Origin of the sequence: Shewanella sp. 10B, assembly GCF_023475885.1 — a bacterium.
Lineage (GTDB): Bacteria > Pseudomonadota > Gammaproteobacteria > Enterobacterales > Shewanellaceae > Shewanella > Shewanella mangrovisoli.
The window spans coordinates 962,267-988,920 of sequence record NZ_JAMDJO010000001.1 but is presented as its reverse complement, the minus strand read 5'-3'; the positions used below and the strand labels follow the sequence as shown (position 1 = coordinate 988,920).

The 26,654-nt window shown below is 49.4% G+C and carries 19 protein-coding genes; 14 read left to right on the top strand and 5 right to left on the bottom strand.

Annotated elements, in window-relative coordinates; all coding sequences use genetic code 11:
* Window positions 1-46 precede the first annotated feature (46 nt).
* The 9 genes from M0415_RS04180 (at window position 47) to M0415_RS04135 (ending at window position 16,833) form a co-directional block, all read left to right on the top strand.
* The gene (locus M0415_RS04180; RefSeq protein ID WP_249555457.1) at window positions 47-1,132 is read left to right on the top strand and encodes a DUF58 domain-containing protein; all 1,086 of its coding nucleotides are present in this window, start codon (window positions 47-49) and stop codon (window positions 1,130-1,132) included.
* Window positions 1,129-3,276: a transglutaminase TgpA family protein gene (locus M0415_RS04175; RefSeq protein ID WP_249555459.1), complete on the top strand. Its 2,148-nt coding sequence runs from the start codon at window positions 1,129-1,131 to the stop codon at window positions 3,274-3,276. The genes M0415_RS04180 and M0415_RS04175 overlap by 4 nt, the downstream gene beginning before the upstream one ends.
* A 109-nt stretch (window positions 3,277-3,385) precedes the next feature.
* A complete protein-coding gene (gene recC, locus M0415_RS04170; RefSeq protein WP_249555461.1) occupies window positions 3,386-7,099 on the top strand; it encodes an exodeoxyribonuclease V subunit gamma in 3,714 nt (1,237 codons plus the stop codon).
* Window positions 7,099-10,875: an exodeoxyribonuclease V subunit beta gene (recB, locus tag M0415_RS04165; protein ID WP_249555463.1), complete on the top strand. Its 3,777-nt coding sequence runs from the start codon at window positions 7,099-7,101 to the stop codon at window positions 10,873-10,875. The genes recC and recB overlap by 1 nt, the downstream gene beginning before the upstream one ends.
* Complete coding sequence (recD, locus tag M0415_RS04160) at window positions 10,872-12,995, top strand: exodeoxyribonuclease V subunit alpha (protein WP_249555465.1); 2,124 nt, start codon at window positions 10,872-10,874, stop codon at window positions 12,993-12,995. The genes recB and recD overlap by 4 nt, the downstream gene beginning before the upstream one ends.
* Before the next feature lie 64 nt (window positions 12,996-13,059).
* Complete coding sequence (locus M0415_RS04155; protein WP_220058148.1) at window positions 13,060-13,440, top strand: hypothetical protein; 381 nt, start codon at window positions 13,060-13,062, stop codon at window positions 13,438-13,440.
* A gap of 80 nt (window positions 13,441-13,520) precedes the next feature.
* A complete protein-coding gene (locus tag M0415_RS04150; protein ID WP_249555469.1) occupies window positions 13,521-14,183 on the top strand; it encodes a class I SAM-dependent methyltransferase in 663 nt (220 codons plus the stop codon).
* Window positions 14,184-14,716: 533 nt separating this feature from the next.
* Window positions 14,717-16,024: a methyl-accepting chemotaxis protein gene (locus M0415_RS21430; RefSeq protein ID WP_283771436.1), complete on the top strand. Its 1,308-nt coding sequence runs from the start codon at window positions 14,717-14,719 to the stop codon at window positions 16,022-16,024.
* 170 nt (window positions 16,025-16,194) lie between these two features.
* Window positions 16,195-16,833 carry a 3'-5' exonuclease gene (locus M0415_RS04135; protein WP_041412652.1) on the top strand — a complete coding sequence of 213 codons (639 nt, stop codon included), beginning with the start codon at window positions 16,195-16,197 and terminating at the stop codon, window positions 16,831-16,833.
* 106 nt (window positions 16,834-16,939) lie between these two features.
* Here the strand turns inward: M0415_RS04135 and M0415_RS04130 are convergent, their stop codons facing one another.
* Entirely contained in the window at window positions 16,940-17,980 is a 1,041-nt protein-coding gene (locus M0415_RS04130; protein WP_249555471.1) for a LacI family DNA-binding transcriptional regulator, read from the bottom strand.
* Window positions 17,981-18,197: 217 nt separating this feature from the next.
* On the bottom strand, window positions 18,198-18,914 hold the full coding sequence (locus tag M0415_RS04125; RefSeq protein ID WP_011717202.1) for a DUF3334 family protein: 717 nt from the start codon (window positions 18,912-18,914) through the stop codon (window positions 18,198-18,200).
* Between the two features lie 349 nt (window positions 18,915-19,263).
* Between M0415_RS04125 and M0415_RS04120 the strand changes: the two genes are divergently transcribed.
* From M0415_RS04120 to crr, 5 genes are all read left to right on the top strand, one after another.
* Entirely contained in the window at window positions 19,264-20,901 is a 1,638-nt protein-coding gene (locus M0415_RS04120) for a methyl-accepting chemotaxis protein (RefSeq protein WP_011717203.1), read from the top strand.
* 165 nt (window positions 20,902-21,066) lie between these two features.
* Window positions 21,067-21,462, top strand: coding sequence for an ACT domain-containing protein (locus tag M0415_RS04115; protein ID WP_220053251.1), 396 nt, complete (start codon window positions 21,067-21,069; stop codon window positions 21,460-21,462).
* A 23-nt stretch (window positions 21,463-21,485) separates the two neighbouring features.
* The gene (locus M0415_RS04110; RefSeq protein ID WP_011717205.1) at window positions 21,486-21,743 is read left to right on the top strand and encodes an HPr family phosphocarrier protein; all 258 of its coding nucleotides are present in this window, start codon (window positions 21,486-21,488) and stop codon (window positions 21,741-21,743) included.
* Window positions 21,744-21,775: 32 nt separating this feature from the next.
* On the top strand, window positions 21,776-23,479 hold the full coding sequence (ptsP, locus tag M0415_RS04105) for a phosphoenolpyruvate--protein phosphotransferase (RefSeq protein WP_249555473.1): 1,704 nt from the start codon (window positions 21,776-21,778) through the stop codon (window positions 23,477-23,479).
* Window positions 23,480-23,551: 72 nt separating this feature from the next.
* On the top strand, window positions 23,552-24,061 hold the full coding sequence (gene crr / locus M0415_RS04100) for a PTS glucose transporter subunit IIA (RefSeq protein WP_011622534.1): 510 nt from the start codon (window positions 23,552-23,554) through the stop codon (window positions 24,059-24,061).
* A 157-nt stretch (window positions 24,062-24,218) separates the two neighbouring features.
* Here crr and M0415_RS04095 read toward each other — a convergent pair whose 3' ends face one another.
* The 3 genes from M0415_RS04095 to trhO form a co-directional block, all read right to left on the bottom strand.
* Window positions 24,219-24,575, bottom strand: coding sequence for a hypothetical protein (locus tag M0415_RS04095; RefSeq protein ID WP_249555475.1), 357 nt, complete (start codon window positions 24,573-24,575; stop codon window positions 24,219-24,221).
* A 95-nt stretch (window positions 24,576-24,670) separates the two neighbouring features.
* Window positions 24,671-25,135, bottom strand: a complete 465-nt coding sequence (locus M0415_RS04090) for a hypothetical protein (RefSeq protein WP_249555477.1) — start codon at window positions 25,133-25,135, stop codon at window positions 24,671-24,673.
* Window positions 25,136-25,632: 497 nt separating this feature from the next.
* Window positions 25,633-26,625, bottom strand: coding sequence for an oxygen-dependent tRNA uridine(34) hydroxylase TrhO (gene trhO / locus M0415_RS04085; protein WP_249555479.1), 993 nt, complete (start codon window positions 26,623-26,625; stop codon window positions 25,633-25,635).
* Between the last annotated feature and the right edge of the window lie 29 nt (window positions 26,626-26,654).

Below are 26,654 nucleotides of genomic sequence, written 5' to 3'. Positions count from 1 at the left end.
TTGTTAATCATATCGATAAGGACGCTCAGACTATGATGAGGACTAGATGAAACGAGTATTTACGACTTTCTGGCAACGCTGGTTGGCAAGGCGCATGCCGCCCAGTTCAGAGTTTGTCCTCAGCCATCGCAGCATCTTTATTCTGCCCAGTGGCTTTGGTTTAGTCTGGCTTGCTCTGGTACTGCTGCTGTATCTGTTTGGCACTAACTATCAAAACAACCTAGTGATTGGCCTGAGTATTTTGCTACTCAGCCTATTTAATACCTGCATCCTCTACAGCTATAAAAATCTCGCGGGTTTGCGTCTTCGCGCGCTCACGGCGCCGGAGGTGTATGCGGGCGAAACCATCACCTTTCCAGTCCTGCTCACCTCAAGTCACAGCAGCCACAATATCAGCTTAAATTACCCCAATAATTTAGCGTACTTACTCAAACAAGTCGGCGCCGATGAGGTGCAAGCCTTGGTCTCGTTTGCCCATGATCGCCGCGGCCTAGTATCGCCTGGCCGACTTAAGATTGAATCCTTTTATCCCTTAGGGCTTTGCCGCGCTTGGTCCCATATTGATCTCGATAATGCGCACATCGTCTACGCCCACCCGATTGAAAGCCCTTTGCAACTAAAAGCGGCCACCGAATCTGGTGAAGACGAACGGTTAGAAAGAGCGGGAAAATACATTGCCGGCATCGATGAATACAAAGGGCTTAAGCCCCATGTGCTCGGAGAATCCCTCAAACAAGTGGCATGGAAACAATGGGCCCAAGGGCGCGGCATGTTAACCAAGGAGTTCGAGCAGCCTCAGGGCGATCCTGTATGGTTAACCTTAGTCCCCGATCCCGCACAGCTTGAACAGCAATTAGGTCAGCTTAGTTGGCAAGTTAACCATTTGAGTCAACAGGAGCAATATTTTGGTCTGTGGCTGCAACGTGTCGGGGCGGAAGATCTGGTCCTCACACCCGATACGGGCAATGCCCATCGCATCGCCTGCCAAAGGGCGCTCGCACTCTACGGACAAGATATCAGCACGCTGGATAAAACCGATAAATTGGTGAATAACCAAGGCGTTAGCCATAAGCGCCCGCTTCCTCCCCATGGGCAAGGCGTTCATGCGGCAAAAATGGAGCCGCGGCGATGACAACGCAAACTTCGACGCATCACAAGGCTAATTCTCACAAGCTGACAACCTACCATGCCAATGGGCCGCAGACGGGGGATAATATCAGCCGCCAAACACTATTTTGGCTGCTGCTCACCAATATTGCAGTACTCAGCCCCTTATTCGAAAAGACGACACCTTGGACCCTTGGGATCTGCGCCATTTGCCTGGTGTGGCGAGTCGGAATCTATGTCGGCAAAGTGGCAAAACCACCACGCTACTTAGTCACTAGTCTTGCCATTGGCGCCGCGATTACCCTCGCATTGGTATCGGGTGAGATTGGGCTATTAAACGCCTTAGTCAACCTGCTAATTTTAGGATATGCCTTAAAATACATTGAGATGCGCAGCATCCGAGATGTACGGGCCGTGGTAATTGTGGGCTACTTTTTAATTGCGCTGACCTTTATCGACCACCAATCCATGCTCAATACCGTGCATTTAATTGGCGTCACTATCATCAATACCTGCGTGCTGGTGACCTTGTATCAAAGCAAACACAACTGGCAACACACCGCTTGGATTGGCGCTAAATTATTGCTGCAGAGTGTACCTTTGGCGCTGCTGCTGTTTTTGGTCTTGCCGCGCTTTGCCCCGCTCTGGCTAGTCCCGAATATGAAGGAAGCCCAAACCGGACTCTCGGATACCCTTTCCGTGAGCGACATCAGCAAACTCACCCGCTCCTCCGCACTGGCCTTTAGGGCGAGCTTTACCGAGGCAAGACCCATCCAAGCCGAACTCTATTGGCGCGTGCTGGTGCTGGAAGATTACGACGGTCAAACCTGGCGCCAAGATGTCGGCATCAAACAAATTCAAAAGGATGCGCTGTTTTTTCCGCCATCAAGGCCAGATCCCGCACGGCTACTCCCGACTGCGATGACGGATGATACAGGCAGCAATGCGCCGCAGCGATACGACTATCAAGTGATTGTTGAACCTAGCCACCAGCCTTGGTTATTCGGGCTCGATGTGGCCTACAGCCAAGATAAAAAGGTCATCAATCTCCCCGATTATCGGCTCTATTCCCTACGTAATGTCGATCAACGCATGGGCTACAGCGCCCGTTCGTTTCCTCAGGCCCAAATGGATCTCAAGCTAAGTGCCAAACAGCGGCAAATAAACCTGAAACTGCCCGAAGACACTAACCCCAAAACTTTGGCGCTCGCCGCCGAGTTTAAGGCCAACTATCCCGAGCCAAAGCAGCGTCTGCTCGCCATGATGGGTTATTTTAATCGCGAACCGTTTTTTTACACCCTCACCCCGCCGCCCATTGGCCCGGAGCAAGTTGATGATTTTCTGTTTGAAAATAAAGCCGGATTTTGCGCCCATTACGCCTCCGCCTTTATCTTTATGGCGCGGGCCACTGGCTTACCCGCGCGTATGGTCACGGGCTATCAAGGGGGCGAATACAACCCGCAGGCCGATTACCTGAGCGTGTATCAATATATGGCCCACGCTTGGGCAGAAGTCTGGCTCGAGAATGAAGGTTGGGTACGATTCGATCCAACGGCCATGGTCGCCCCTAACCGTATCGAACAAGGCTTCGATGCCGAGTTCTCCCCCGAGCAAAGCTACCTGCAAGAAAGCCCCTTTAGCAGTTTGCGCTTTAAAACCATGCCTTGGCTCAATGAGTTAAGGCAGCGCTTTGCCAGCCTAGATTATTACTGGAGTCTCTGGGTGCTCGGTTTCAATCAGGAGCGGCAAAACAAAGTGTTAAGCGGCATTTTAGGGGATGTTACTAAAACCAAGGTGGCGGTGTTTATGAGTGTCTGTATTAGCCTTATCGGCCTCTATATCGCCTACAGTGTAGGGCTGTTTCGCTTTAAACGGGAGCAGGATCCTATCAGCGCTAAGTACCAGCGCATTTGTCAGCGCCTCAGTAAATTTGGCATCACCCGCCCAGCCCACCTTGGCCCGAATGCCTTTGCCGCGCAGCTTATTGACACGCACCAGCAGCAATCACCAGAGTTTTGCCGTGAGTTTGACACCCTGACCCAAAGCTATGTCGCGCTGAAATACCAACAGCTTGCGGACGGTGACTATCAAGCGGCGCTAAAGCGCTTTAATAGCGCCGCTAAAGCCCTAAACTGGCGACTATTTGGCCCGGGTAAACAGTTAAAATAGGCGGGATAAACCGCAGGCGGACAAGATTGTTGAATCTTATAAATCAGTCACATAGAATTGCCAAGCCACTTTGCTATGCATAACAGCAATCCCAAATCGTGAGTCGAATATGCTGAAGTTAATCCAATCCAATCAAATGGAAGTGCTCTGTGCCCATCTTGCCGCGTATTTGCGCCAGCCGCTACCCGGCGTGGCGTTATTGCAAAGTGAGCATATTTTGGTGCAAAGCCCTGGGATGTCGACTTGGTTACGCCTTGAAATTGCAAAACAAAATGGCATCGCCGCCGCGCTGGAATTCCCGCTACCTTCAAGCTTTATTTGGCAACTGTGCCACGATTTACTCCCCAATGTCCCCAAGGAAAACGCCTTCACTAAGGCGGCAATGACCTGGAAGCTGATGCAGCTACTGCCTCAGCTACTGGATGAACCTTCCTTTGGGCCACTGCGCCATTATCTGGGCCATACCTTAGACAATATGGAATCGAGCGCGGCTGACCTCAATAGCAACCATCAGCTTGGCGCCATAAGCGCCGATGATATTAAGCTTTACCAACTTTGCGGCCGTATCGCCGATATCTTCGACCAATATTTGGTTTACCGCCCCGACTGGATTGCCGCATGGGAAGCCAATGAACCGCTCGAATCGCTCAAATTGAATGAGGAGCAAGGCTGGCAACCCATCCTCTGGCGCGCACTGATTGCCTACAACCGCGATGAGCTGCGTCAAAGCCACTACCACAGGGCCAATCTACATCAGGATTTAATTGCCGCATTGGGCGATAGCGCAAATTCACTCGCAAAATTGCCGCAGCGTTTATTTGTGTTTGGGATCTCCTCCATGGCGCCCCAAACCATCGATGTGCTCCACCAGCTCGCGAGCCGCATCGATGTGATTATCTTAAGCCTGAGCCCCTGTCAGCATTATTGGGGCGACATTATCGACCCACGCCATCGGGCGCGAATGGCATTGCAATATGCCGGAAAACGCCAATTAGCCGAACAATGGGAAGATAAACTCGAAGTCGGCAATCCCCTGCTCGCCAACAATGGCAAGATGGGCCGCGAATTACTCGATATGCTGCTCGAACTGCCACCAGAACACTGTGACTTCGGGGACGATGTGTACTGCGAGCCCTGCGGCGATCCTAACGATCCCCACGCCAACGCCAGTATGCTGGCCGGGGTGCAATACGATATCTTAGAAATGCAGACGCTCGATAGGGTACTCGGGCCGGATGCTGAGCTATATCAAGAGGTTGCGAATCGCCGGGTATTAACTGCCGACGATGATTCGATTCAAATCAAGAGTTGCCACAGCCCGCTTAGGGAAGTCGAAACCCTGCACGATCATTTACTCGATCTGCTGGATAGCGACAACCAACTCACGCCCAAAGACATAGTGGTGATGATGCCGGATGTCGCCGCCTACGCGCCCTATATCGATGCGGTGTTTGCGGCCAAACAGGGGCTGGAATATATCCCCTACGCCATTGCAGACCGAGGCGCGGCGCAGGAATCGCCACTCATTAATAGCTTTTTGAATTTACTCAATATTAATCAGAGCCGCTTCGGACTGACCGATATTTTAAGCATTCTCGAAGTGCCAGCCATTTTGCGACGTTTTCAGCTCGAAGAAGACGAGCTGCCACTCATTCGCCGCTGGTTAGATGAAGCCGGCGTGCGTTGGGGCCGCGATGAACAGAGCCGCCTTAAACAGGGCGTGCCCGCCTTCGAGCAAAATTCCTGGGCCCTTGGGATCAAACGCTTAATCTTAGGCTATGCCTTACGGGACGATGCGCCGTTGTATCAATCATCCCCGCAGGGAACGCACTATTTAACCGTTGCAGGGGTTGAGGGCCAATCGGCGCAGGCCCTTGGCAAACTGTTGAACTTTATTGAAGTCCTCGATGAAACCACCCAAGTATTAGCCAAGACGCAAGCGCCCTCATTGCGATTACTCGAACTCACCGAACTGTTAAATGCCTTTTACGCCCCCGATGAGGATGAGCGTGAGCAATTGCAGGAAATTCGCGATGCGATTGCCGTTTTAGAGCAAGAGCTGCTTGCCGCAAGCCCTGCCGATATGGGGGCACAGGCCAACGACTTAGATTTAAGCATCGAAGTGCTGGCGCTCTGGTTTAATCAACGCTTAACCGAGTCACGTGTCGGCCAACGATACCTCGCGGGCAGCGTGAATTTTTGTACCTTAATGCCAATGCGCTCGATTCCCTTCAAGGTCGTGTGCCTACTGGGTATGAATGATGGTGTCTATCCTAGGGTGCAACATCCAGTGGGCTTTGATCTGATGGCCCATTTTGGTGCGCGCAAAGGCGATCGCTCCCGCAGATTAGATGATAGATACCTGTTTTTAGAGGCGTTACTCTCGGCTCGGGAGCAGCTGTATATCAGCTATATTGGCCGTAGCGAACGGGATAACTCGGAGCGTATTCCATCTATGCTGGTCTCCGAGCTGATTGAATATTGTCAGTTGTGTTATCTGCCTGAATCCCTTGCGGCAGAAGCAGCTACTAATGTCAGTAACGAAGATGCCCAGCAGGCATTACTTGAGGCTATTGTGAGCCATCAGCCGCTGCAACCATTTGACCCTAAACTCTATCAAGCAGCACTGGCGCAAGCCCCCGCCTCCCAAGGGATAAAACAGAGTTATAGCCAGCAATGGTGTCCGCCCGATAGCAATAGTCAGTTGCAGCATGGTCGATTTATCGAAGCCCATACCCAGATAGTGCTCGAAGATGGCGCAATTGGTGACAGTGAGACCCAACAGGATATTGAGCCCCTTGGCGAAGCTGAGCATGTCGATATCTCGGCCTTTATTCGCTTCTTTCGCAATCCCGCGCAGTATTTCTTTAATCGTACCCTGAAAGTCGATTTAAACCTGAATATTCAAGCGGATGATAACGATGAGCCCTTTAGTCTTAATGCGTTAGAACGTTATTTATTACAGGCTCAGCTCCTTGGCGATGCGCTCGAGCAGGGGCAAAACGAGCCCAGCACTGAACTGTTACAACGCCTTAAGGCCAGTGGTAATTTGCCGATGCAGCCCTTTGATGATCTGCTGCTGCGTCAATACAGCCATGATATCGCGCCGCTGATCGGTAGAACCCTGTTTATGCGCGGCGATGTAGCTCCCCGCCATGCCGATATTCGGCTCAGCTTTGAGTTGCCACACGCTCAGAGCGTAGGGACTCAGTTAAAAACCAAGCGGGTGATCCTCGAAGGCCGTATCGATGATATCAGCCCTAAGGGATTGGTCACTTGCCGCCCAGGCAGTGCCCATGGGCGGGACATTTTAGCTCTGTATCTGCGTCATTTATGTTTAATGGCCGCAGGAGTGGCTCAACCTAGCGACCTACAACCTAGCTATCTGCTGGATATGGGGCATTTTCATGCCCTCGCGCCCATTACGCCAGCGCTTGCCCATGCGAAGCTCGCCAACTTATTACAATATTTTTATCAGGGCCAAATTCATCCCCTGTGTTTTATGCCAAGAACCTCCCTCGCCTATGCCAGCGCTGAGGCGCATGAAGCGGAAGACTCGCACCCAAGCAAAGACCCGCACAAAGCACGGCTCGAAGCGGCGCAGAGCGAATGGCTGGACGAGCAAGGTGAACTTGGCGAAGGCACAGATCCCCATTATCAGCGGCTGTTTCATTTTCCCGACGACTTTACCGAGGCACATTTTGGCAAGCTCGCCGATGACATCTATCGGCCAATGCTTAGCCTGTACCATAAGGATACCCTCGCCCAACTCGAGGAATTTGCCCTGAATGAAGCCCCAACCGCCACAGAGGGAGCGCACTGATGACTAAGGTATCACCCGCTTTGCCGTTAGATCCGCTCACCCTGCCATTTGGCGGCAGTCGCTTAATCGAGGCCAGTGCGGGCACGGGTAAAACCTACACCATTTCAGGTCTGTATCTGCGATTACTGCTTGGGGATGGCTTAGGCGAACCGCTCAATTGTGAACAAGTTCTGGTCGTGACCTTTACCAATGCCGCCACCGAGGAGCTGAGGGACAGGATTCGCCGCCGCATTCAGGTGGCCTTTAAGTGTTTCTTAGGCTTAGAGATTAGCGACCCTTTTGTGCAGGCGCTGTACGATAAGACCCCTGAAGCCGAGCGCGCTATCGCCCTGAGACGCTTCGACTTGGCGCTCAAATCCCTCGACGAAGCGGCGATTTTTACCATTCACGGTTTTTGCCAGCGGATCTTGGCCGATCTCGCCTTCGAATCATCATTGCTGTTCGAGTCGGATTTCACCTTAGACGACAGCGAATTTTTACACCATGCGGTGCGGGACTTTTGGCGTGAGGCCTGCTATCCGCTACCTGAGTATTTAGCCCAAATCATTGCCAGCGAATTTGGCGATCCCGACGGATTAGTCAAGCAGTTGAGAGCCTTGCTCGGTGCCAGTGAGGCCAAACCGTTAAAACCAGTGCAGCCCTTTGCTCGTTTGGCAGAGTCCTTAAGCCAGAGTGTGCAGCGCTTTAAACTCGCCTGGCCGCGTGGCCGCGACGCGCTGTTAGAGTTACTGCATAGCCTACCACTTAACGGCCAACGTTTTGGTAAAGCAAGCGACAATTACCCTAAACTGGCTGAAATGTTCGACCAGCTGGATAACTTCCTAGCCTTTGGTCACGGCTTACCGCCGCTCAAAGTGCTCGAATCCCTATCGCTATCCGAGCTTAAGCTGAATAAAGGCGGCGTGCTCCCAAGTGCGAGCGAAGCGCCACTACTTGACCATATGGAGCAGTTAGCCGCGCTGATTAACGCGATAAAACCCGCATTTCTTTACAGCGCCAAACAAGGGATCAGCGAGCGCTTTGCCAAGCAAAAACAGCAGAAAAATGTGCTGACACCCGATGATCTGCTCACCACCTTGGCAGCGGCGATGCAGGCCAATCCCGACACTTTACCTAAGGCGGTGGCGAATCGCTTCCCCGTGGCACTTATCGATGAGTTCCAAGATACGGATCCACTGCAATTTGCTATTTTCTCAGGGATTTATCAAACCCGTTTGGGGATTGAAGCTCAAGGTTCGACGGCGGCTGAACTTAAGCCTCGCACGGATAGCAAATTAAGCCTGCTGATGATTGGTGACCCTAAACAGGCGATTTATGCCTTCCGCGGCGCCGATATTTACACTTATATCGAGGCGCGCAGACAAACCGAGGCGCACTATTTCCTCGATACTAACTATCGCTCGAGTCGCAATCTGGTGGCCGGAGTAAATCATTTATTTGCCCAGCATTCGGATCCTTTTATCAGCCAATCGATTCCCTTCGATCCAGTAAAGACGCCAGCCAGTGCGGCGGCCAAACAACTCGTTGAGCATGCGCCCAATAGTGCCGCACTGCGGTTAAAACTCTTGAGTGAAGGCGAAACTGGGCTCAATAAGGCCAGTGCTCGGCAAACCTTGGCCGAAGACACCGCCGCCGAAATAACCCGTTTGCTGACGCAGGCCGCCAATGGTCAATGCCGTACGCCCAAAGGGCCATTAATTGCTAAAGATATCGCCATCTTAGTGCGTGATAGAAACGAAGCGGCCGTGATGAAAACCGCGCTGAGCAAGCGCCAGATTGGCGCCGTCTTTTTAAGTCGCGACAGCGTATTTGAAACCGTCGAAGCGCGGGAAATGGCGCTCATTCTGCGCGCCTTGGCCAGTCCCAAGGACGAGCGTGCCCTGCGTAGCGCCCTTGCGACCGCCCTGCTTGGTTATCGCGCCGAGCAAATCCATGCCTTTAACCAAGATGAAGAGCAGCGCCAAAAACTGCTAGAGCAGTTTTTTGAGCTGCACCAGATCTGGCAAAAACGCGGCATTATGCCGGCGCTGCTCAGCCTAGCCAATGCCACCCAGATGGTTGCGCGTCTGCTGCATTCCCCTGTTCCGACAAGCATTGACCAAGCGGAGCAAGATGCTGCCGCTCATCTTGAGGCGAGCAATGGCGAACGTCGACTCACGGATTTTCGCCACTTAGCCGAGCTGTTACAGCAAAAGGCGACTGAAATCGATGGGATCAGTGCCCTGCTCAACTGGTATGAGCAACAACTGATTGATAACACAGGGACAGATGAACAGCAGCTGCGCCTTGAAAGCGAGCAAAACTTAGTGCAAATCGTCACCATCCATAAGAGTAAGGGGCTGGAATACCCAGTGTGCTTTGTGCCCTTTGTCAGCCTTGCGCGGGACAATCGCCGCCGCCCGACGCCCATGCTCTACCACAGAACCAATGCCGATGGCGCGCAGGAGCTGGTATGGGATTTAGAAGGCACGGATGAAGGTTGGGAACAGGCAAAACAGGAAACCTTAGCCGAAGATCTGCGTCTGCTCTATGTGGCGCTCACCCGCCCCGTGTACCTGTGTTATTTGTACATCGCCAACCATAGCCGCATGTTAAAGGCGGGGCTTAAAAGCCAGCTGCATGAAACCGCCATAGGTTATCTGCTTGGGATCACTGACACTGATTGTGATTTTTCACGCCTACAACATGCCGCCAAGGCACTGGTCGCGGGTCTCGAGGCGAGTCAACCTGCGATCAGCATTGAAGTGGTGGCCGACGACATTGCGGCTAACAAACTGCATACGGGGGGAAGTGATTCTCATACCTTGAGTGCCCGCAAGGTCAGCCGTCAGTATCGCACTCCATGGCGCGTCGGCAGTTATTCTGGCTTAGTTAAAAATGCGCCCCACGCTAAAGCCACTCCAGGCGCCGATGATGAGGTCAATGCCGTATTGGGGACCGATACCACAAACAGCGCTATTGACCCCTTGTGGCAAGGAGTTGAACCGCAAGCACAACCTCTGCTCAATCGCTTTAGTTTTGAGCGCGGCGCCAACGCGGGTAGCTTTATGCACTTAGTGCTTGAGTTAATTGATTTTACCCAAGCTCAAATCGACTTACCTCGAGAGCTACCTAAGGCCATGTTGCAATACGGCATTGCCCCCGAATGGCAACCCGTATTAGAGGATTGGTACCTTGAGGTATTACAAGCACCACTGGCATTAATGGCGCAGGATAATCAGCTTATTAATCCCGAGCTGTGTTTAGCCGCACTCGCGCCGCAGCACACCTTAGTCGAGATGGAGTTTTACCTACCTCTGAATCGCTTAAAGGATACTGAGCTTAATCAACTCCTTGGGCAATTTGGCTACGATACCGAGCTGCAGTTTGATGAATTACAGGGCATGCTTAAGGGGTTTATCGACTTAACCTTTGAATATCAAGGCAAGTTTTACATTGCCGACTATAAGTCGAACCATCTGGGGGATAATATTCAAGCCTATCATCATAGTGCGCTAAAACAGGCGATTGGCGATCATAGGTATGATTTGCAATATATTCTCTACTCCCTTGCGCTGCACCGCTATTTAGCGATGCGCTTGCCCAATTATGATTACGATACCCATATTGGCGGTTGTTATTATTTGTTTTTACGGGGAATGTCGGTGCAATATCCTGGCTTTGGTATTTATTATGATAAACCGCCCAAGGCGCTTATTTTGGCCTTAGATGCGTTGTTTCAGCGCAGCCTAGAGACAAGCACAGTGAACCAACAGGATACGGGAGCAATGGCATGAACCACAGCACCGAACTGACTCCCCCAAAAGAATCAACCCAATGGGTTGAAGCTGGCGCACTCAGACTCAAGGCGCCACTCACAGAGCTGCTCAAATACTGGGAAAAGGAGCGGCTGATCACCCCGCTCGACCGCCATTTTGCCCTCGAGATGGCAAGGCTTCATCCTAATGATGCCCAAGAGCCGCTGTTTATGCTGCTGTGCGCCCTGTTAAGTCAACAGCTCTCGGCCCAACATACCTGCCTAGTGCTCGAACATATAGTGCCAATGAATCCGATGGCGGAGCCGGTTAATCACTGCCAGATCCGTTTGAGCCTGCCAGAGCTGATTGCAAGGCTACAAAATTTTGAGGCCGTTGGTGAACCTCACAGCAATAAGCCACTGATTTTTGATGGCGGTCGACTCTATCTTGAGCGTTATCATCATTTCGAAACTGAGGTGGCCAACGCCCTGACGAGGCTATCTTCGAGTCAGCCCGTCAACACCACGGATAAATATTCAGACGCGCCGCTACGCAGGCAGCTCGATTACTTATTTCCAAATGCAGCATCTTCCCATGCAACACCAGCCCTTGAGCCTCATATCGACTGGCAAAAGGTGGCGACGGCAACGGCGCTCGGCAAGAAGCTTGCGGTGATCACCGGAGGCCCTGGCACAGGCAAAACCACCACAGTGACTAAGTTACTGTTGTTACAGCAATTAGGCTCACCAAAACAGATAAGACTCGTCGCCCCGACAGGTAAGGCCGCCGCCCGTTTAAGTGAATCGATAAAGGCCTCGAAAGCAAGACTCGAGCAGGAGCTCAAACAGGCTCAAGCGACAAATAAACAAGAACAAAGTCACGAAACTCAAGCGCTGTTAGCCGCGCTCAAGCAAGTGCCGGAAGAGGCATCAACCTTACATCGTCTGCTGGGTGTAATTCCCAATTCGGCGCAGTTTCGTCACCATCAGGGCAATCCCCTGCGGCTAGATCTCTTGATTGTCGATGAAGCCTCAATGGTCGATTTGCCTATGATGTATAAGCTGCTCACGGCCCTCCCCGAACAGGCGGGTTTGATCCTGCTTGGGGATCAGGACCAACTGGCCTCGGTTGAAGCAGGCGCCGTGCTAGCCGATATTTGCGCAGGCCTAAAATACGAGTCGGAGCAACACTCTGAATGGCGAATGCGTTATAGCCAAGCTCAGGCCGAACAATTGAGCAAGCTCACCGGCTTTGACTTACGCGCCTATATTCACCGCGAGCCAAAGATTGGCGACAGTTTGTGTATGTTGACCCACAGCCACAGATTTAAGGGCGATGCGGGCATTGGCCTGTTAGCCAGTGCGGTAAATCGCTCCGATCTGGCGGGGATTTTGGCCGTATGGCAACGGGGACTGGCCGAGCTTAGTTGGTTAGAACACAGTATGGATCTGAGCCAGACCCAAGCAAAAATCAGCGAGCCTGCAAACAACAGCGGCCTTCATGCCCTGCTAACACAGGCCTGTGAGCAATACGCAGAGTATTTACGTCCGCTGCAAATTTCAGATCCAAGCAGTGTGCCAAGCGCCATCGAAGCCATTGCCCGCTTTAACCAGTATCGCATCCTATGCGCCATGCGCAGTGGCGATTATGGTGTCGAAGGTATCAATCAAGCTGTGACTAAAGCGCTGTCTCAGGCCAAGCTGATCCATCCGCTGCAAGAGTTTTACCTCGGCAGACCGATTATTATCCAAAGCAACGACTATAACTTGGGCCTGTTTAACGGTGATATTGGTTTGATTTTGCAGGATGAAGACAGACCAGAGCGACTGATGGCCCACTTTATCAAAGCCGATGGCAAACTGCTTAAAGTGCTCCCTGCAAGGCTGCCTAGCCATGAAACCTGCTACGCCATGACGGTACATAAAAGTCAGGGCAGTGAATTTAATCGCGTCGCCCTTGTACTTCCGCCCAATCCGAGCCTAGTACAATGGCAATTGCTCACCAAGGAGCTGGTCTACACCGCTATTACCCGTGCAAAACAACACTTTAGCTGTTTAGGCACACAGCAAGTTTTCGAGCGCGCAAGCCAGCAAGCTACCCAGCGAGCCTCAGGTTTAGCCGATAGGCTCTGGCACGGTAACGCGATGACCAATGAATAGTTAACTTATTGAGTAACATGAAGAATCAACAAGTAAAAGGATCTTAAGATTGACTGAACAAGCCATGATCAAACTGCATCAGATGCAAGATGTCATCAATTTATTTGATGGCATTAAAGCTGAGGCGCAATTACCCGCACAATGCTACGAATGCTCACGTTATATTCGTTGGTCTGAATTTGAGGCAATGCAAGTATACGAGCTTGATTTTGAACCTTATTTAACCGTTGCAGCAAACTGTGATATGCGTTTTTTTACCCTGTATCAGAGTCAGCACCGCTTATACCTTGCCCATTGCAACTATGCTGGTCACGCGCCGCGATGGGAAGCTCGCCCCATCACCTTGTCGCAACTGACGGATACCGCGTTAATGACGAGGCTGATGCAAAACCACGCCTATCAATTAGGGCTCAATATCAAGCTCGATTTGGATTATCCCGTCTAGTCTCACTTTGTTGGGCTGAAATGCATTGTACTAGACTGGTTATCACCTAAATCTTTGGTCACTGATAAAGGAAGCAAGCTTTGAAGGCGCAAATAAAAGATAACTATCAAATCACAGTGGCGACCTTTGATAAATATGCCAAACAGTATCAGGACAAATATCTGGAATTTACCCCGTACACCCAAACCTATGATTGCCTCCTGAGCTATCTCACCGCAGACAGTCGCCTACTCGATATCAGTTGTGGGCCGGGCAGTATCAGCCGCTATCTGGTTGCGAAGGAACCTAAATTAACGGTTTTTGGTATCGACCTCGCCCCGCAAATGATTGCGCTCGCGAAACAAAATGTCCCCTCGGGTCACTTTGAGCTCATGGACTGCCGTCATCTTCATAAGCTTATTGACCGAAAAATGCCGCCGTTTGATCTTATCGCCTGCGGCTTTGCACTGCCTTTCTTATCCCAAACGGATCTGGTCGCGTTTTTTGCGCATCTTCGCGCTCTGATTGCGCCGCAGGGCATAGTGTATCTGAGCACCATGGAAGGTGAAGATAGCCAGTCTGGTTTACAAACTGGTAGCACTGGCGACAGTGTCTATGTGCATTACCATCGATATGATTTTATTGAACAACAACTTGCAGCCAATGGTTTTCAGATACGAGATGTCAAGCGCCAGCTCTTTCCAACACCTGAGGGAACAACGGCTACAACGGATCTCTTTATTCTGGCGCAGTCAGGTGCTTAGCATAAGTAGCCCTAAACCGAGTAAACACGTAACCCATTGCAATCATTAATGATTCACTCACAACCGCCCTATTAGCCGATAAGGCCTATCAATATTGCGTTAATCATCTATCGATAAAAATGCTTTACCTTAGCGTTGAACCGCAGCCCTTTACTGCACAAAATAACATCACTTAGTTAGCCACAAAGCGTAAGAAGCTATCCAATCAAGGCACAGTTTGTTTCTCTTTGTCGGTTATGGGTAGATTTTTTGCTTATAAACTCGGCAAATAGGAGCATGACAGACTAGGCTTTTGTTGAAAGCCAATTCGGAGCGACTAAATAGCACACTAAACAATCAGCTAAAAATATAGTGAATATCAGATGGATATAAAGAACACCATACTATATGTTAATAATAGGTTAATTCGACGACGCGTCTAAACCTCACTCCTACATATAGGTTTGATGAACCTGTGGTGTATAAGCAGATAGCACAGTGCCGTTGTGATGCTTTCTTGTTAATAACCAAATGATTAATAAAGGAATGACATTATGTTTTGGTGGAAAGTTAAATCAAATAACAGGGATGCGAACAGCCATTCATCAGGTTTTACAGCAGCCGAAACGCTTGAGAATGAACTGGCGGCGATTCGTGCCTATACCGCCTATATTTGTTTCACACCTAAGGGTGAAATCATTGAAGCCAATGATATTTTCTTAGATGTAATGGGTTACAGTGCCAATGAAATCCTTGGTAAACACCATAGAATGTTTTGTACGGCACAATACTCAGGCTCGCAGGAATATCAAAAGTTTTGGCAGGAACTTGCTGCAGGCAATGCGTTTACGGGGACATTCCAACGTTTAAAGAAAAACCACATCCCAGTTTATGTCGAGGCCAGTTATTTCCCCGTAAAAAACAGTGCGGGTGACGTCGTGAAAATCATCAAAATCGCCAATGATGTTACGGCGTCACAACTTAACCTCATTGCTAAGAATGCCATTCTCGATGCCCTCGATCGCTCCCAAGCCGTTATTGAGTTTTTACCCGATGGCACAGTGATCACCGCGAATCAAAACTTCTTGGATATCATGCATTACCGTTTAGATGAAATCCAAGGTAAGCACCATAAGATGTTCTGCGACAACGAGTTTTACCGTATTAGACCCGACTTTTGGAAACGACTTGCCGCAGGCGAACATTTCACCGGACGCTTTAAACGCATCGATGCACATAACAATGTGATTTGGCTTGAAGCCACCTACAATCCGATTCGGGATGCATCAAACAAAGTGTATAAGATCGTAAAGTTTGCTTCGGATATCTCCAATAGGGTCAATACCGCCCTGCAAGCGGTGGACATGGCAGCGGCCACGTCAGAGCAAACCTCACAAATCACCACAAATGCAGTGCAAGTGCTGAACGAAGCCGTCTGTACTTCGCATCAAATTGCCGAGCAAGTTAAAAACGCCTCGAATATTGGTGGTGAGCTACTCGTACAATCAAAAAATATCAACGACATAGTGATCACCATCCGTGGCATTGCAGAACAAACCAATTTACTCGCCCTTAATGCGGCGATTGAGGCGGCAAGAGCGGGCGATTTGGGTCGAGGTTTTGCTGTCGTAGCCGATGAGGTCAGGAAGTTAGCCTCACGCACCTCCACGGCGACCAGCGAAATCGCGAATGTGGTTCAGCAAAATACCGACCTTATCAAAAACATCGATCATCAACTGAGCAACATCACCAATGTGGCATTGCATGGGGAGGACAGTATCAATCATGTCGCCGCCGGCCTTGCCGATGTCGGCAATGGTGTCAGCCAATTTGTCGCTATGGTTGAACAGCTAAGGCCCTAATCAACGGTAATGAACCTTAGAGTACACTTAATTAACAATAGGTTAGCACCAGTGAATAGCAGTATTCTTTTGCTGTTGATGGATAAAACCGTGCGAACTCGCGCCATGACTCTGTTACAATGCCAACGTATGAATGTCCTCTGCGACTTACGTTGATATGTGTGGAGCCTATGTCTAAAACGCCAACCTATTCGCCCGCCAATACTGTGGTCGTACTCGATTTTGAAACTTCTGGGCTTTCGCCCAATCAAGGGGCTCGTGCCATTGAAATTGGCGCAGTATTAATTGAGCAAGGGCAAATTACCGCGCGCTTTTCTGAGTTAATGAATCCGGGGTTTCGGATAAACAGTTTTATTGAAGATTACACAGGGATCAGCAATCAAATGCTCGCCCATGCGGCGCCCTGTGCAGAAGTCATGGCCCGTTTTGCTGAGTTTATCGGTAAACATCATTTAGTTGCCCACAATGCCACCTTCGATCAACGCTTTCTCGATGCCGAATTTTCCCAGATAGGCCATCAATATCCCGGCCAATTTGGTTGCTCGTTACTGCTGGCAAGGCGCTTATATCCTGAGGCCATTAATCATCAACTCGCGACCTTAGTTCGCCACAAACAGCTGCCGACCAATGGTACTTATCACCGCGCCTTGGCAGATGCAGAAATGACCGGACATTTATGGCTGCGCATGCTGGCCGATCTTAAACAAGGGTATGCGATTACTGAGCCACCCTTTAGCCTGATGCAGAAAATTATGGCTAAGACAAAGGCCGAGGTGCCTAAGTTTTTACGCCAGTACGCCAGAGGTTAGCCCTATTTTAGGTCCTCCATCAGGCAGGATGAGTATAATGAATCAATAAAAAAGCCGAGTGTTATCAATACACTCGGCTTAATGATTCAATCAAACTAGATGCGACTTAAGTGAGCAGCGTACAGTCAATCCCGCAGGAGCTACGTACCACTAATGTCGTTGGGATCAACTGCGGACTCACCGCTTGACCGCGAATAAGCTTGAGCAGGCTTTCCACTAAAATCTCCCCCGCTAACTGGGTATTTTGCTTAATGGTGGTTAGCGGCGGATTGGCAAAGCTCGCCACGGGAATATCATCGTACCCGACGACTGCGACTTGCTCTGGCACTAAGATCCCCTTCTCTTTTAAGGCGCGGATCGCACCTATAGCGATTAAATCACTGGCGGCAAAAATCGCGTCGAAATTCAATCCTTTATCGAGCAACTCCAAAGTAGCATAGTAACCCGCCCCCTCAGTGCTGATAGCCGAAATCTGCCGACGAGGATCGACAGTCAGCCCGGCAGTTTGCAGTGCTTTCACATGGCCTAAATATCTGTCCCTAAATTCAGGACAATGACTCGATGCCCCGCCCAGAAATGCAAAATCCTTACGGCCGAGGGAAATTAAATGTTCAGTGGCAATTAAGCCGCCTTGGTGATTATCACAGCCGATGGATAACACGGATTTATTGTTATGCTCGGCGCCCCAAATCACAAAATGGGTGTTCTGTGCCAGCAACTTTTCGAGCTTTTGCTCGTAATCCATGTAGTCGCCGTACCCCAACAAGATAATGCCATCGGCTTTATTGCTATCTTCATAGTCAGCATGCCAATCACTGGAAAGCTGTTGAAATGACACGAGTAAATCATAACCTTGCTGCGCCGTTGCCCGCGTGATTGAGCCTAACATCGACAGAAAAAAGGGGTTGATCAGTGAATCATCATTGGTGGGATCTTCACACAACAACAGGGCTAAGGTGTGGCTATTTTGGGTGCGTAGATTACTGGCGTTTTTATCGACTTTGTAGTTGAGTTCTTTCGCAATCGCTTGGATCCGTTGACGGGTTTCTAAATTGACTAACGGACTATTTCTCAGGGCTCGGGAAACCGTAGACTGGGATACACCAGCACGATAAGCAATATCAATCGAGGTCGCTTTCGATGCCATAGCAAGGTCACCATAATTATTATTTTGAGGCGATACTAAAACAGTTCGAATGACTTGTATAGCCGAAGGGTTTACAACTGACTAACAAGTTAGCAGGGATGAAAACCTTGATGAAAATGGCTGCAAAGCTTGTACAACAAACGCCCTCACCCATGCTAACAAAGCATGTGTCGATACAACTAAGGCTTATACCGACACCCTACAACGCTAAATAAAGTTAAATTCCTAACTCATCGAGCAAATCATCGGCATTCGTACTGGCGATGGCGGGTTTATCCGTCATACGGCTCCAGGGTGATGCGGTATCTGGGTGCGAAGACGCATTAGCGCCAAGACCATGTTGTTCGAGCAAGCTGTCAGGGTCGAACTCTTCGTCGTATTCAAACTCATCGAGTTTTATAAACTCGGTCTTATCCATGGCAAATTCGAGGTAGAAAATATGATTATTTTCAGTCTTAAAGGACACGCGTCTGGCGACAGCATCGTCTAAGTTTGCATCGATAGAAATCGTCAGCTCTTTGTTTATGGTTAACATTTTAGGCTGACTTTGGCTAATGGAGGTTTGCAGCTCCTTGGAAACCTTATTAATAAAGTCGCCCAAGATTTGGTTCATCAACTCGCCCATCACGTTCCCCACTTCATCGGACGTGTGGGAAAAGGCGAGCTCTTCCTCTGGCATGCCCATATTGAGCATATAGCGGCGATAGATTTCGATGGCCGCTGGGGCTGAAAAGTTGATCACCACTAACCCTGAAAAGCCGCCATCAAAAATCGAAAAACAGCCTAAGTCGGGTTTTAAGCGGGTGCGAGTAATGCTTTGCACCATGCCCGCGTGGCTCACATGGCTGGCACTGGTGCTCGATAACACATGGGCGACCGAGTGGCATAACTTCAGTAAAATATCATCCGAAGTCACAATAGTGTTTGTTGTCATAATCCATTCTCAAACTAAACCGATGATTAATCTTGCGCGTAAAAGCATAAAAAATCAAAACCAAAACAATTAATTAGCAGTCTGGCTCTGAAATATTAAGTATATCTAAAGGCTAACTACTTGAATTTCATAAAATACGCGATTCAGTCTAACGTCTTATTCGCCTTGGTGATACACGGATTAGCGATAAAAGCATCAATCAGTCACAGTGCTAAACAATATTCTGCTTAAGATCAAAGAATCCCAATATTCTTAACGTCTTTACACGAAATAAACTCAAGTTTGATTCATTTGATACCGATTCGAAGGTATATTGGACACCATTCTTTTTGCGCCTAAAGGACCCCACATGATCACATTCTTGCGCCGATTCACTATTCTCCAACGACTGATGATGATGTTAGTGATGGCGGCTATAGGTACTGTGTGTTTTGCGAGTTTTTCCATTAAAGAGCAATACAGCAATCTTATTGAGCAAAAGTGGCAACAGATTGATGGCCAGCTCGGCAGCCTCCTCAGTGTAATCGATATTCATCGCCAAGATGCCCTAAGCGGCAAGCTGTCAGAAGCAGAAGCGCAACAAGCGGCGGCAAACCTGATTGACCAAACCCGTTACGCCGGTGTCGGCTACTTTATTGTGATCGATGATAATAATCAGATCCTCGCCCATGGCGAACGCAGCGATCTTATTGGCACATCGGCGCTCAATTTTAAGCTGCAAAATGGCACGAATCCCCTTGCCACTATGTTGCCGCTAGCCCGCCAAAACGGCAAAACCATGCTCGAATATCCAATTGCAAATCCCGTGTCGAAGAACATTGAAGATAAGCTGGTCGAAGCCCGTTATTATCCCGAATGGGGCTGGACGCTCATCACTGGTGCCTACTTAAGCGACGTGAAACAAAGTCTTAAAGCCGTGATCATCGATTATCTGATTATCATGTTTTTAATTTCTGTGCCAATTTTCGCGTTTTTCCTGGTGCTGAATCACTCCATTACCTCACCGTTAAACGACGCTATCGATGCGCTTGAGGATATCGCCCAAGGCGAAGGCGACCTAAGCCAACGTTTAAGCACCCAAGGCAAGGATGAAGTGGCGCACCTAGCCCACGCCTTTAACCTGTTTGCCCAGAAAATTGGCGACATGGTGGGTCATTTACAGCCATTGGGCCAGTCCCTCGATAACGATGCCAAGCAGTTAATGCTGGCCGTTGAAGAGTCGAACCAAAGCGCAGAGCATATCCACCGTGAAACCGGTAGCGTAGCCACCGCCGTGAATCAAATGCTTTCAACCACCCATGAGATGGCGAGCAACACCCAGCAGGCTGCCGATGCAGCCAACAGTGTGAAGAATCAGGCGCAGCAAAGCCAAGCGGTAATCGATGATACGGTGCGTGATACCGAAAAACTGGTGCAAGAGCTAAGGGCATCAGAAGTGATCACCCAAAAACTCGGACAATCCTCGGCGCAAATTGGCAGTATCCTCGATGTCATTCGCTCTATTGCCGAACAAACGAACCTGTTAGCCCTCAATGCAGCCATCGAAGCCGCCCGCGCGGGGAGCCATGGCCGCGGGTTTGCCGTGGTCGCCGATGAAGTGCGCGCACTGGCCAATCGCACCCAAGACTCTACCAACGAGATCCAAAAAATCATCTCGGATATTCAAATGGGCGTGAACTCTGTAATGAAGAGTAATAGCCAAACACAGACTCAATCCGATGAATTACAAGCCAAAGCCCGTGAAGCGGGTAATGCCATGGCGGCGATTTTGCAGCTTATCGCCCATATCAGCGATATGAACACCCAGCTCGCCAGCGCAACCGAGGAGCAGTCGCTGGTGACGGAGGAAATCAACCGCAATATCTGTAATATTTCGGAATTAACCGAAGTCTCGGTCAAAGCCAATGAAGGCAACAGCCGCGCGGCGCAGTCCTTGCAGGATATCAGCCAAGATATGTCACATACCTTAGGCCAATTCAAAATCTAGTTCGCTGGATAAGATAATCAGAGTAACCGCCATCAAAGAGGACGTATTAGAACGTCCTCTTTTAGTTTAAAATACTTCACTCAACTAGGTTGGATGCAATCTAGACGGGTATCCATGCTATAAACTAGGATATGACTTTACCCTATTGCCGATTGAGGAACGCCCATGCGCATGACCTTAGCCGTTCACCCGCGGCAGTATACCATCCACAGTTTTAGCCCTAATGCTCAATTACCTAGCGAAGTCTTTGCCGAAGAAGTGTACTTTATCGGCCGAACCGAGGAAGGTCTGACAGTCGTGGTATCGAGTGAACTTGAGCTCGACAGTTTAGAGCAAGAACCCCATTGGTGCTGTTTTGAAGTCTTAGGCCCGCTGGGATTTTCGATGACAGGCATTTTATCGAAAATATCCGGCACCTTAGCCGATGTGCAGATCAGTATTTTTGCCCTTTCCACCTTCGATACCGACTATATTTTGGTCAAGAAAAATTGTCTCCAAAGCGCCGTTGCCGCCTTAAAAAAGGCGGGTTACAAGATTATTGAGTCGAACGAAGCGCCATAATATTGCTAAAGAGTTAAACCACTATGTACGAAAAATCTGTCACTATCACCGCAAAACATGGTATTCATACCCGCCCAGCCGCCCTGTTAGTGAAAGAAGCTAAAACCTTCAACTGCGATGTGCTAGTTGAATGCAATGGCAAACAGGCCAGTGCCAAAAGCTTATTTAAATTGCAAACATTAGGCCTGTATCATGGCGTCACCGTCAAAGTGTTTGCCGAAGGTGAGCAGGCACAGGAAGCGGTCGAGAAAGTCTCGGAACTGCTCATCACTTTAAGTTAAACGGCATCTTAGCCAGCTTGATAGGAACGAATATGTCGATTACGGGGATCATAGTGTCATCGGGGATTGCCTTCGGACAGGCGCTCCACCTTACCCAGGCCGAACACCACCTCGATTATCGCCCTATTCCCCTATCACGGATCCCGCAGCAACAGAGTAAATTTGTCAAAGCCCTACAGGCACTGCAGCAACAACTCAGCCACAGCCAAACTAAGCTCGACCCACAAGGTGAGAACTATCAGTTAATTGAAGCCGATTTGTTACTGCTTGAGGACGAAGAGCTCATCGACCAAGTGAAGGAAGCAATCCGCACCCTGCAGTTATCTGCCAGTGTGGCGGTTGAGCGGATCTTCGCCCATCAGGCGAATGAGCTTGAATCCTTAGACGATCCCTATCTTGCCAATCGTGCCCAAGATGTACGTTGCCTAGGCCAACGATTAGTTACCGCCATCAACGGACGCTTAGATCAAGGCTTAGCCCAGTTAACTGAGCCGACAATCCTCTTGGCGCAAGATCTCACTCCCGCCGAATTTGCGTTATTACCCAAGGAGCAGATCAGCGGCATAGTGCTCAAAACCGGCGGCTTAACCAGCCATACGGCGATTTTAGCCCGCGCGGCGGGGATCCCCGCCATTCTTAGCTGCCAGTTCGATGCCGAGTTTATTCCCAATGGCACACCATTGGTGCTCGATGCCCTTAGTGGCGAACTATTTGTTAATCCTGCGCCCGAACAGCAGGCACGCTTAACCGTCACATTGCACCATGAGCAAGCCCGACGTGCCGCCCTGCAAGCGTATCGAGACGTGCCCGCCAAGACCCAAGATGGCCACCTCGTAGGCCTGATGGCCAACGTGGGCAACTTGAACGATATCACCCATGTTGGCGATGTGGGTGCCGATGGTATTGGTCTGTTTCGCACCGAGTTTATGTTGATGCACACCAGTACACTGCCGGATGAAAAAGCGCAATACAATCTGTACTGCGAAGCCTTGCATGCGCTAGGCGGTAAGACCTTTACGATCAGAACCTTAGATATTGGTGCCGATAAAGAGCTGCCCTGCCTCTGCCAGGAGGTCGAGGACAATCCCGCCCTTGGGCTACGCGGAGTTAGATATACCTTGGCGCATCCAGAGCTGTTTAAGACCCAACTCAGGGCGATTTTGCGAGCGGCCAATCATGGCCCCATTCGACTCATGTTTCCCATGGTGAATCAGGTTGAAGAACTCGATCAGATTTTTACCCTCATTGCCGAATGCCAAGATGCCCTCGAAGAGGAAGAAAAGGGCTTCGGCGAACTCAGTTACGGCATAGTGGTTGAAACCCCCGCCGCCGTGATGAATCTTGCTTCTATGCTGCCAAGGTTAGATTTTGTGAGCATAGGCACCAATGACTTAACCCAATATGCCATGGCGGCAGATCGCACGAATCCGCAACTGACACGGGATTACCCTTCCCTGTCACCGGCAATTTTAGGGCTTATCAAGATGACCGTCGAGCAAGCCAAAGCTGCTGGAGTCAAAGTGTCACTCTGTGGCGAACTTGCCAGCTCGCCGCTGATGGTCCCGCTCCTTATCGGCATGGGACTCGATGAACTCAGCGTAAACTTAAGCGCATTGCTGGAGGTGAAAGCCGCCATTTGCCAAGGGCAATTGACGAAATTTTCTGCGTTAGCGCACACCGCCATGCAACAGAATAGAATTTCAGAACTACAGCAGTGTATAACAAGCTATAAATAATACATTTTATTGGTTATGCTGCTTTACAGACTAAAAAGATAACAACAAAAACAAGCGAAGGGGCACAGGATAATGGGATTTTTAAGCCGAATAAGGCGATTGGTATCAGGGCAACCACAACTGGCTGGCGGCATTATGGTTTACGCCCCAGTGAACGGGGAAATTGTGGCCATTGAAAAAGTCCCCGATGTGGTATTTGCAGAGAAAATTGTCGGTGATGGTATCGCCATCGCCCCCAAGGGAGACACAATTGTCGCCCCAATCGACGGCACCATAGGTAAAATTTTTGAGACTAATCATGCTTTTAGTATTGAGTCGCCACAGGGATTAGAGCTTTTCGTGCACTTTGGTGTAGGTACCGTTGAGCTAAGGGGTCGAGGTTTTAGCCGTTTGGCAGAAGAAGGCCAAGAGGTCAAAGTGGGCGATCCTATTCTGTCTTTCGATATTGATTATCTAAAAGATCAAGTAGATAGCCTACTCACTCCCGTTGTGCTGGCCAATATGGAAGATGTGAAATACTTAGATAAGGCCCAAGGTAGCGTTACCGCAGGTAAAGACGCGATTTTTACCGTTCAGCTTTAACTGTTAGCCGTTTTACCGCCCGCTTACGTACGCTCACTGGCAGTGCCCCTTGCCTGCCAGTCGCTCTTCCAAATGACGCACAGCTCTCCACGAACAGCTCCTCACGCACTGACATCAGGGTTTGCTCAACTGTTTTAGCCAGCGCCGATTCGCGACATCAATAAGCCGTGATCAGGATAGACTCGTCATCTTCTGTCAGCGGTAATTGCCCCAGTTGCATCAGCTTACCTCTTAACTCAGCAAGTTCTGCAGTAAAAAGCGTCGCACTTGCTTGGTTTAAGTTATGCGTCTCGGCTGCGGGAAATGTATGCTTCAAAATCCGCAGCGCTGCAATGTCTTTATAGGGGATGGTCTTGCGGACAAACACAAAATCTCGAGTCTCTATTTGGCTAATCACTCGATAAGCGGCTTCATAATCCAGCGGAAAATCAGCATCTCCCACGAGGCGAAGTTGCAGATAAACCCGATGCGCGGCCAAGATACTCAAACATTCTCGCCACTTAGTATTATTCATCTTCATCCTTGAAACACTCTCCTGCTGGCAGCACTTTGGATTGACAATCGTCTTTGTAGTGCCCGACACTCAAGCTCAATCCCGTGTAAAAAGCATTAGCCTTTAGCAGATTGACGAGTGAGCGGACGCTCCTCAAGATGTGCCACGATAAACACCAAAAACCGAAACAGTGATTTAATTTTAAGATCGTAATTGTTCTCGGGTTTTGCCGATGCGAGCTTCTGTAAGGATTTGATTTTTGAGTAGGCATTCTCCACCAGCTCGGCATTCTCTTTGCCCACATACTTAGCAAACTCGGCAAATTCACCAATAAATTTCAGTGTCACTTTACGGCGATTCAGGCTGGTCAGTGCTAAACCTTCTTTGATTTTGTCCTCAAAGAGAGTGCACTCAAGCCCTTGAATTATCGCCTGTTGCGGCAAACCACTGCTCAAGGCATCGGCGAGAAAACCTAAATTAGCCCTTAACTCGAAGCTGATGGCCTGTTTACCCGCCGTCGATTGTTGCCAGCGGCTGCGCTCTTTATCAAAAATGTCGTATAACTCTTTCCAAATACTCATGCCCTGTCCCTGCCGCTAGATGTCTGGCACTGCTGACTTTGCCGAGACTCGATTTTATTTAGGCAAATTTATCATAGGGTTAAAAATGCTAACACTGTTACTAGGGCGTGTTGACGTTTCCGGGTTATTTTTGCAGCAATTTGACTGACTTTTATGCAAGGCAACGTCCGTGCAGTGTAGTTATTCTACATAAACGGACGATAACGCAGCAGAAACGTCAGCCAAATGCTGCCCGAAGGGTTCGTCTGGCAAGCCCTTGCTCTTACTTTCTGTCATAAGTGCCGCTCGTCATTTGAGTAGAATAACTACACTTCATTCCTCGTTTCGCAAGCACTTGCTTGCCAGAATGAACAAAATCTAATCTCGAAACGTCAACACGCCCTAAGACATTTAGTAAAAAAATGGCCCGAACATGTCGGGCCATAGTGGTCATAGTCGAGAACGCTCGCGCTCAAGAGCTCGGCTTACGCCATATTGCTTAACTTTATTGCATAGCCTTATTGCTTAGCTTTGTTCTTTTCGGCCGATTGCTGGCGCAGTGCTTCTTTCTTTTGACGACGGGCTTCAATCACTTGATTCACATCGCTACCAATGTGTGCTTCGTTACGTGATTTTGCTAAGTTCACTTGGCGCTCACGTTCAACAAAGCGCTTACGCTGCTCGTCTGAAATCTTATCGATACAATGTGGGCAGCTAACGCCTTGCACATAGGCAAGGCTTAATTTTTCGGCTTCTGTGATCGGCATACGACAAGCATTACATTGATCGTATTGGCCTTTCTTTAAATCATGGTCAACGGCGACGCGGTTATCGAAGACGAAACATTCGCCTTCCCACAGGCTTTCTTCCTGTTTCACCTCTTCGAGGTACTTAAGGATGCCACCTTCGAGGTGATAGACTTCTTCAAAGCCCTGCTCTTTTAAATAAGCGGTCGATTTTTCGCAGCGGATACCACCAGTACAGAACATCGCGACTTTCTTATGTTTGGCAGGATCGAGATTCTGCTTCACATACTCAGGGAACTCTCTGAACGTTTCGGTCACAGGATTAATGGCATTTTTAAAGGTGCCAATTTGCACTTCGTAGTCGTTACGAGTATCCACTAAGATGACTTCTGGATCGGAAATCAGCGCGTTCCAGTCCTGCGGTTTAACATAGGTGCCCACCACTTTTAGCGGATCGATACCTTCAACGCCCATGGTAACGATTTCTTTTTTCAGCTTAACTTTAGTGCGGTAGAAAGGCATTTCATCGTCAAAGGATAACTTGTAAACGATATTTTCAAGGCCATTTTGGTTATTCAGCCAAGCCAGCAGTGCATCGATAGCGGCTTGAGAGCCGGCCACAGTGCCATTAATCCCTTCATTTGCCAGCAGTAATGTGCCTTTAATCTCGGCCTGTTCCATCATGGACAGGAGTGGCTCACGCAGCGACTCAAAATGCGGTAATGAAACAAACTTATATAAAGCACAAACAACAACGTTAGACATAACACCCTCAACTGCTGGCTGGAACTTAA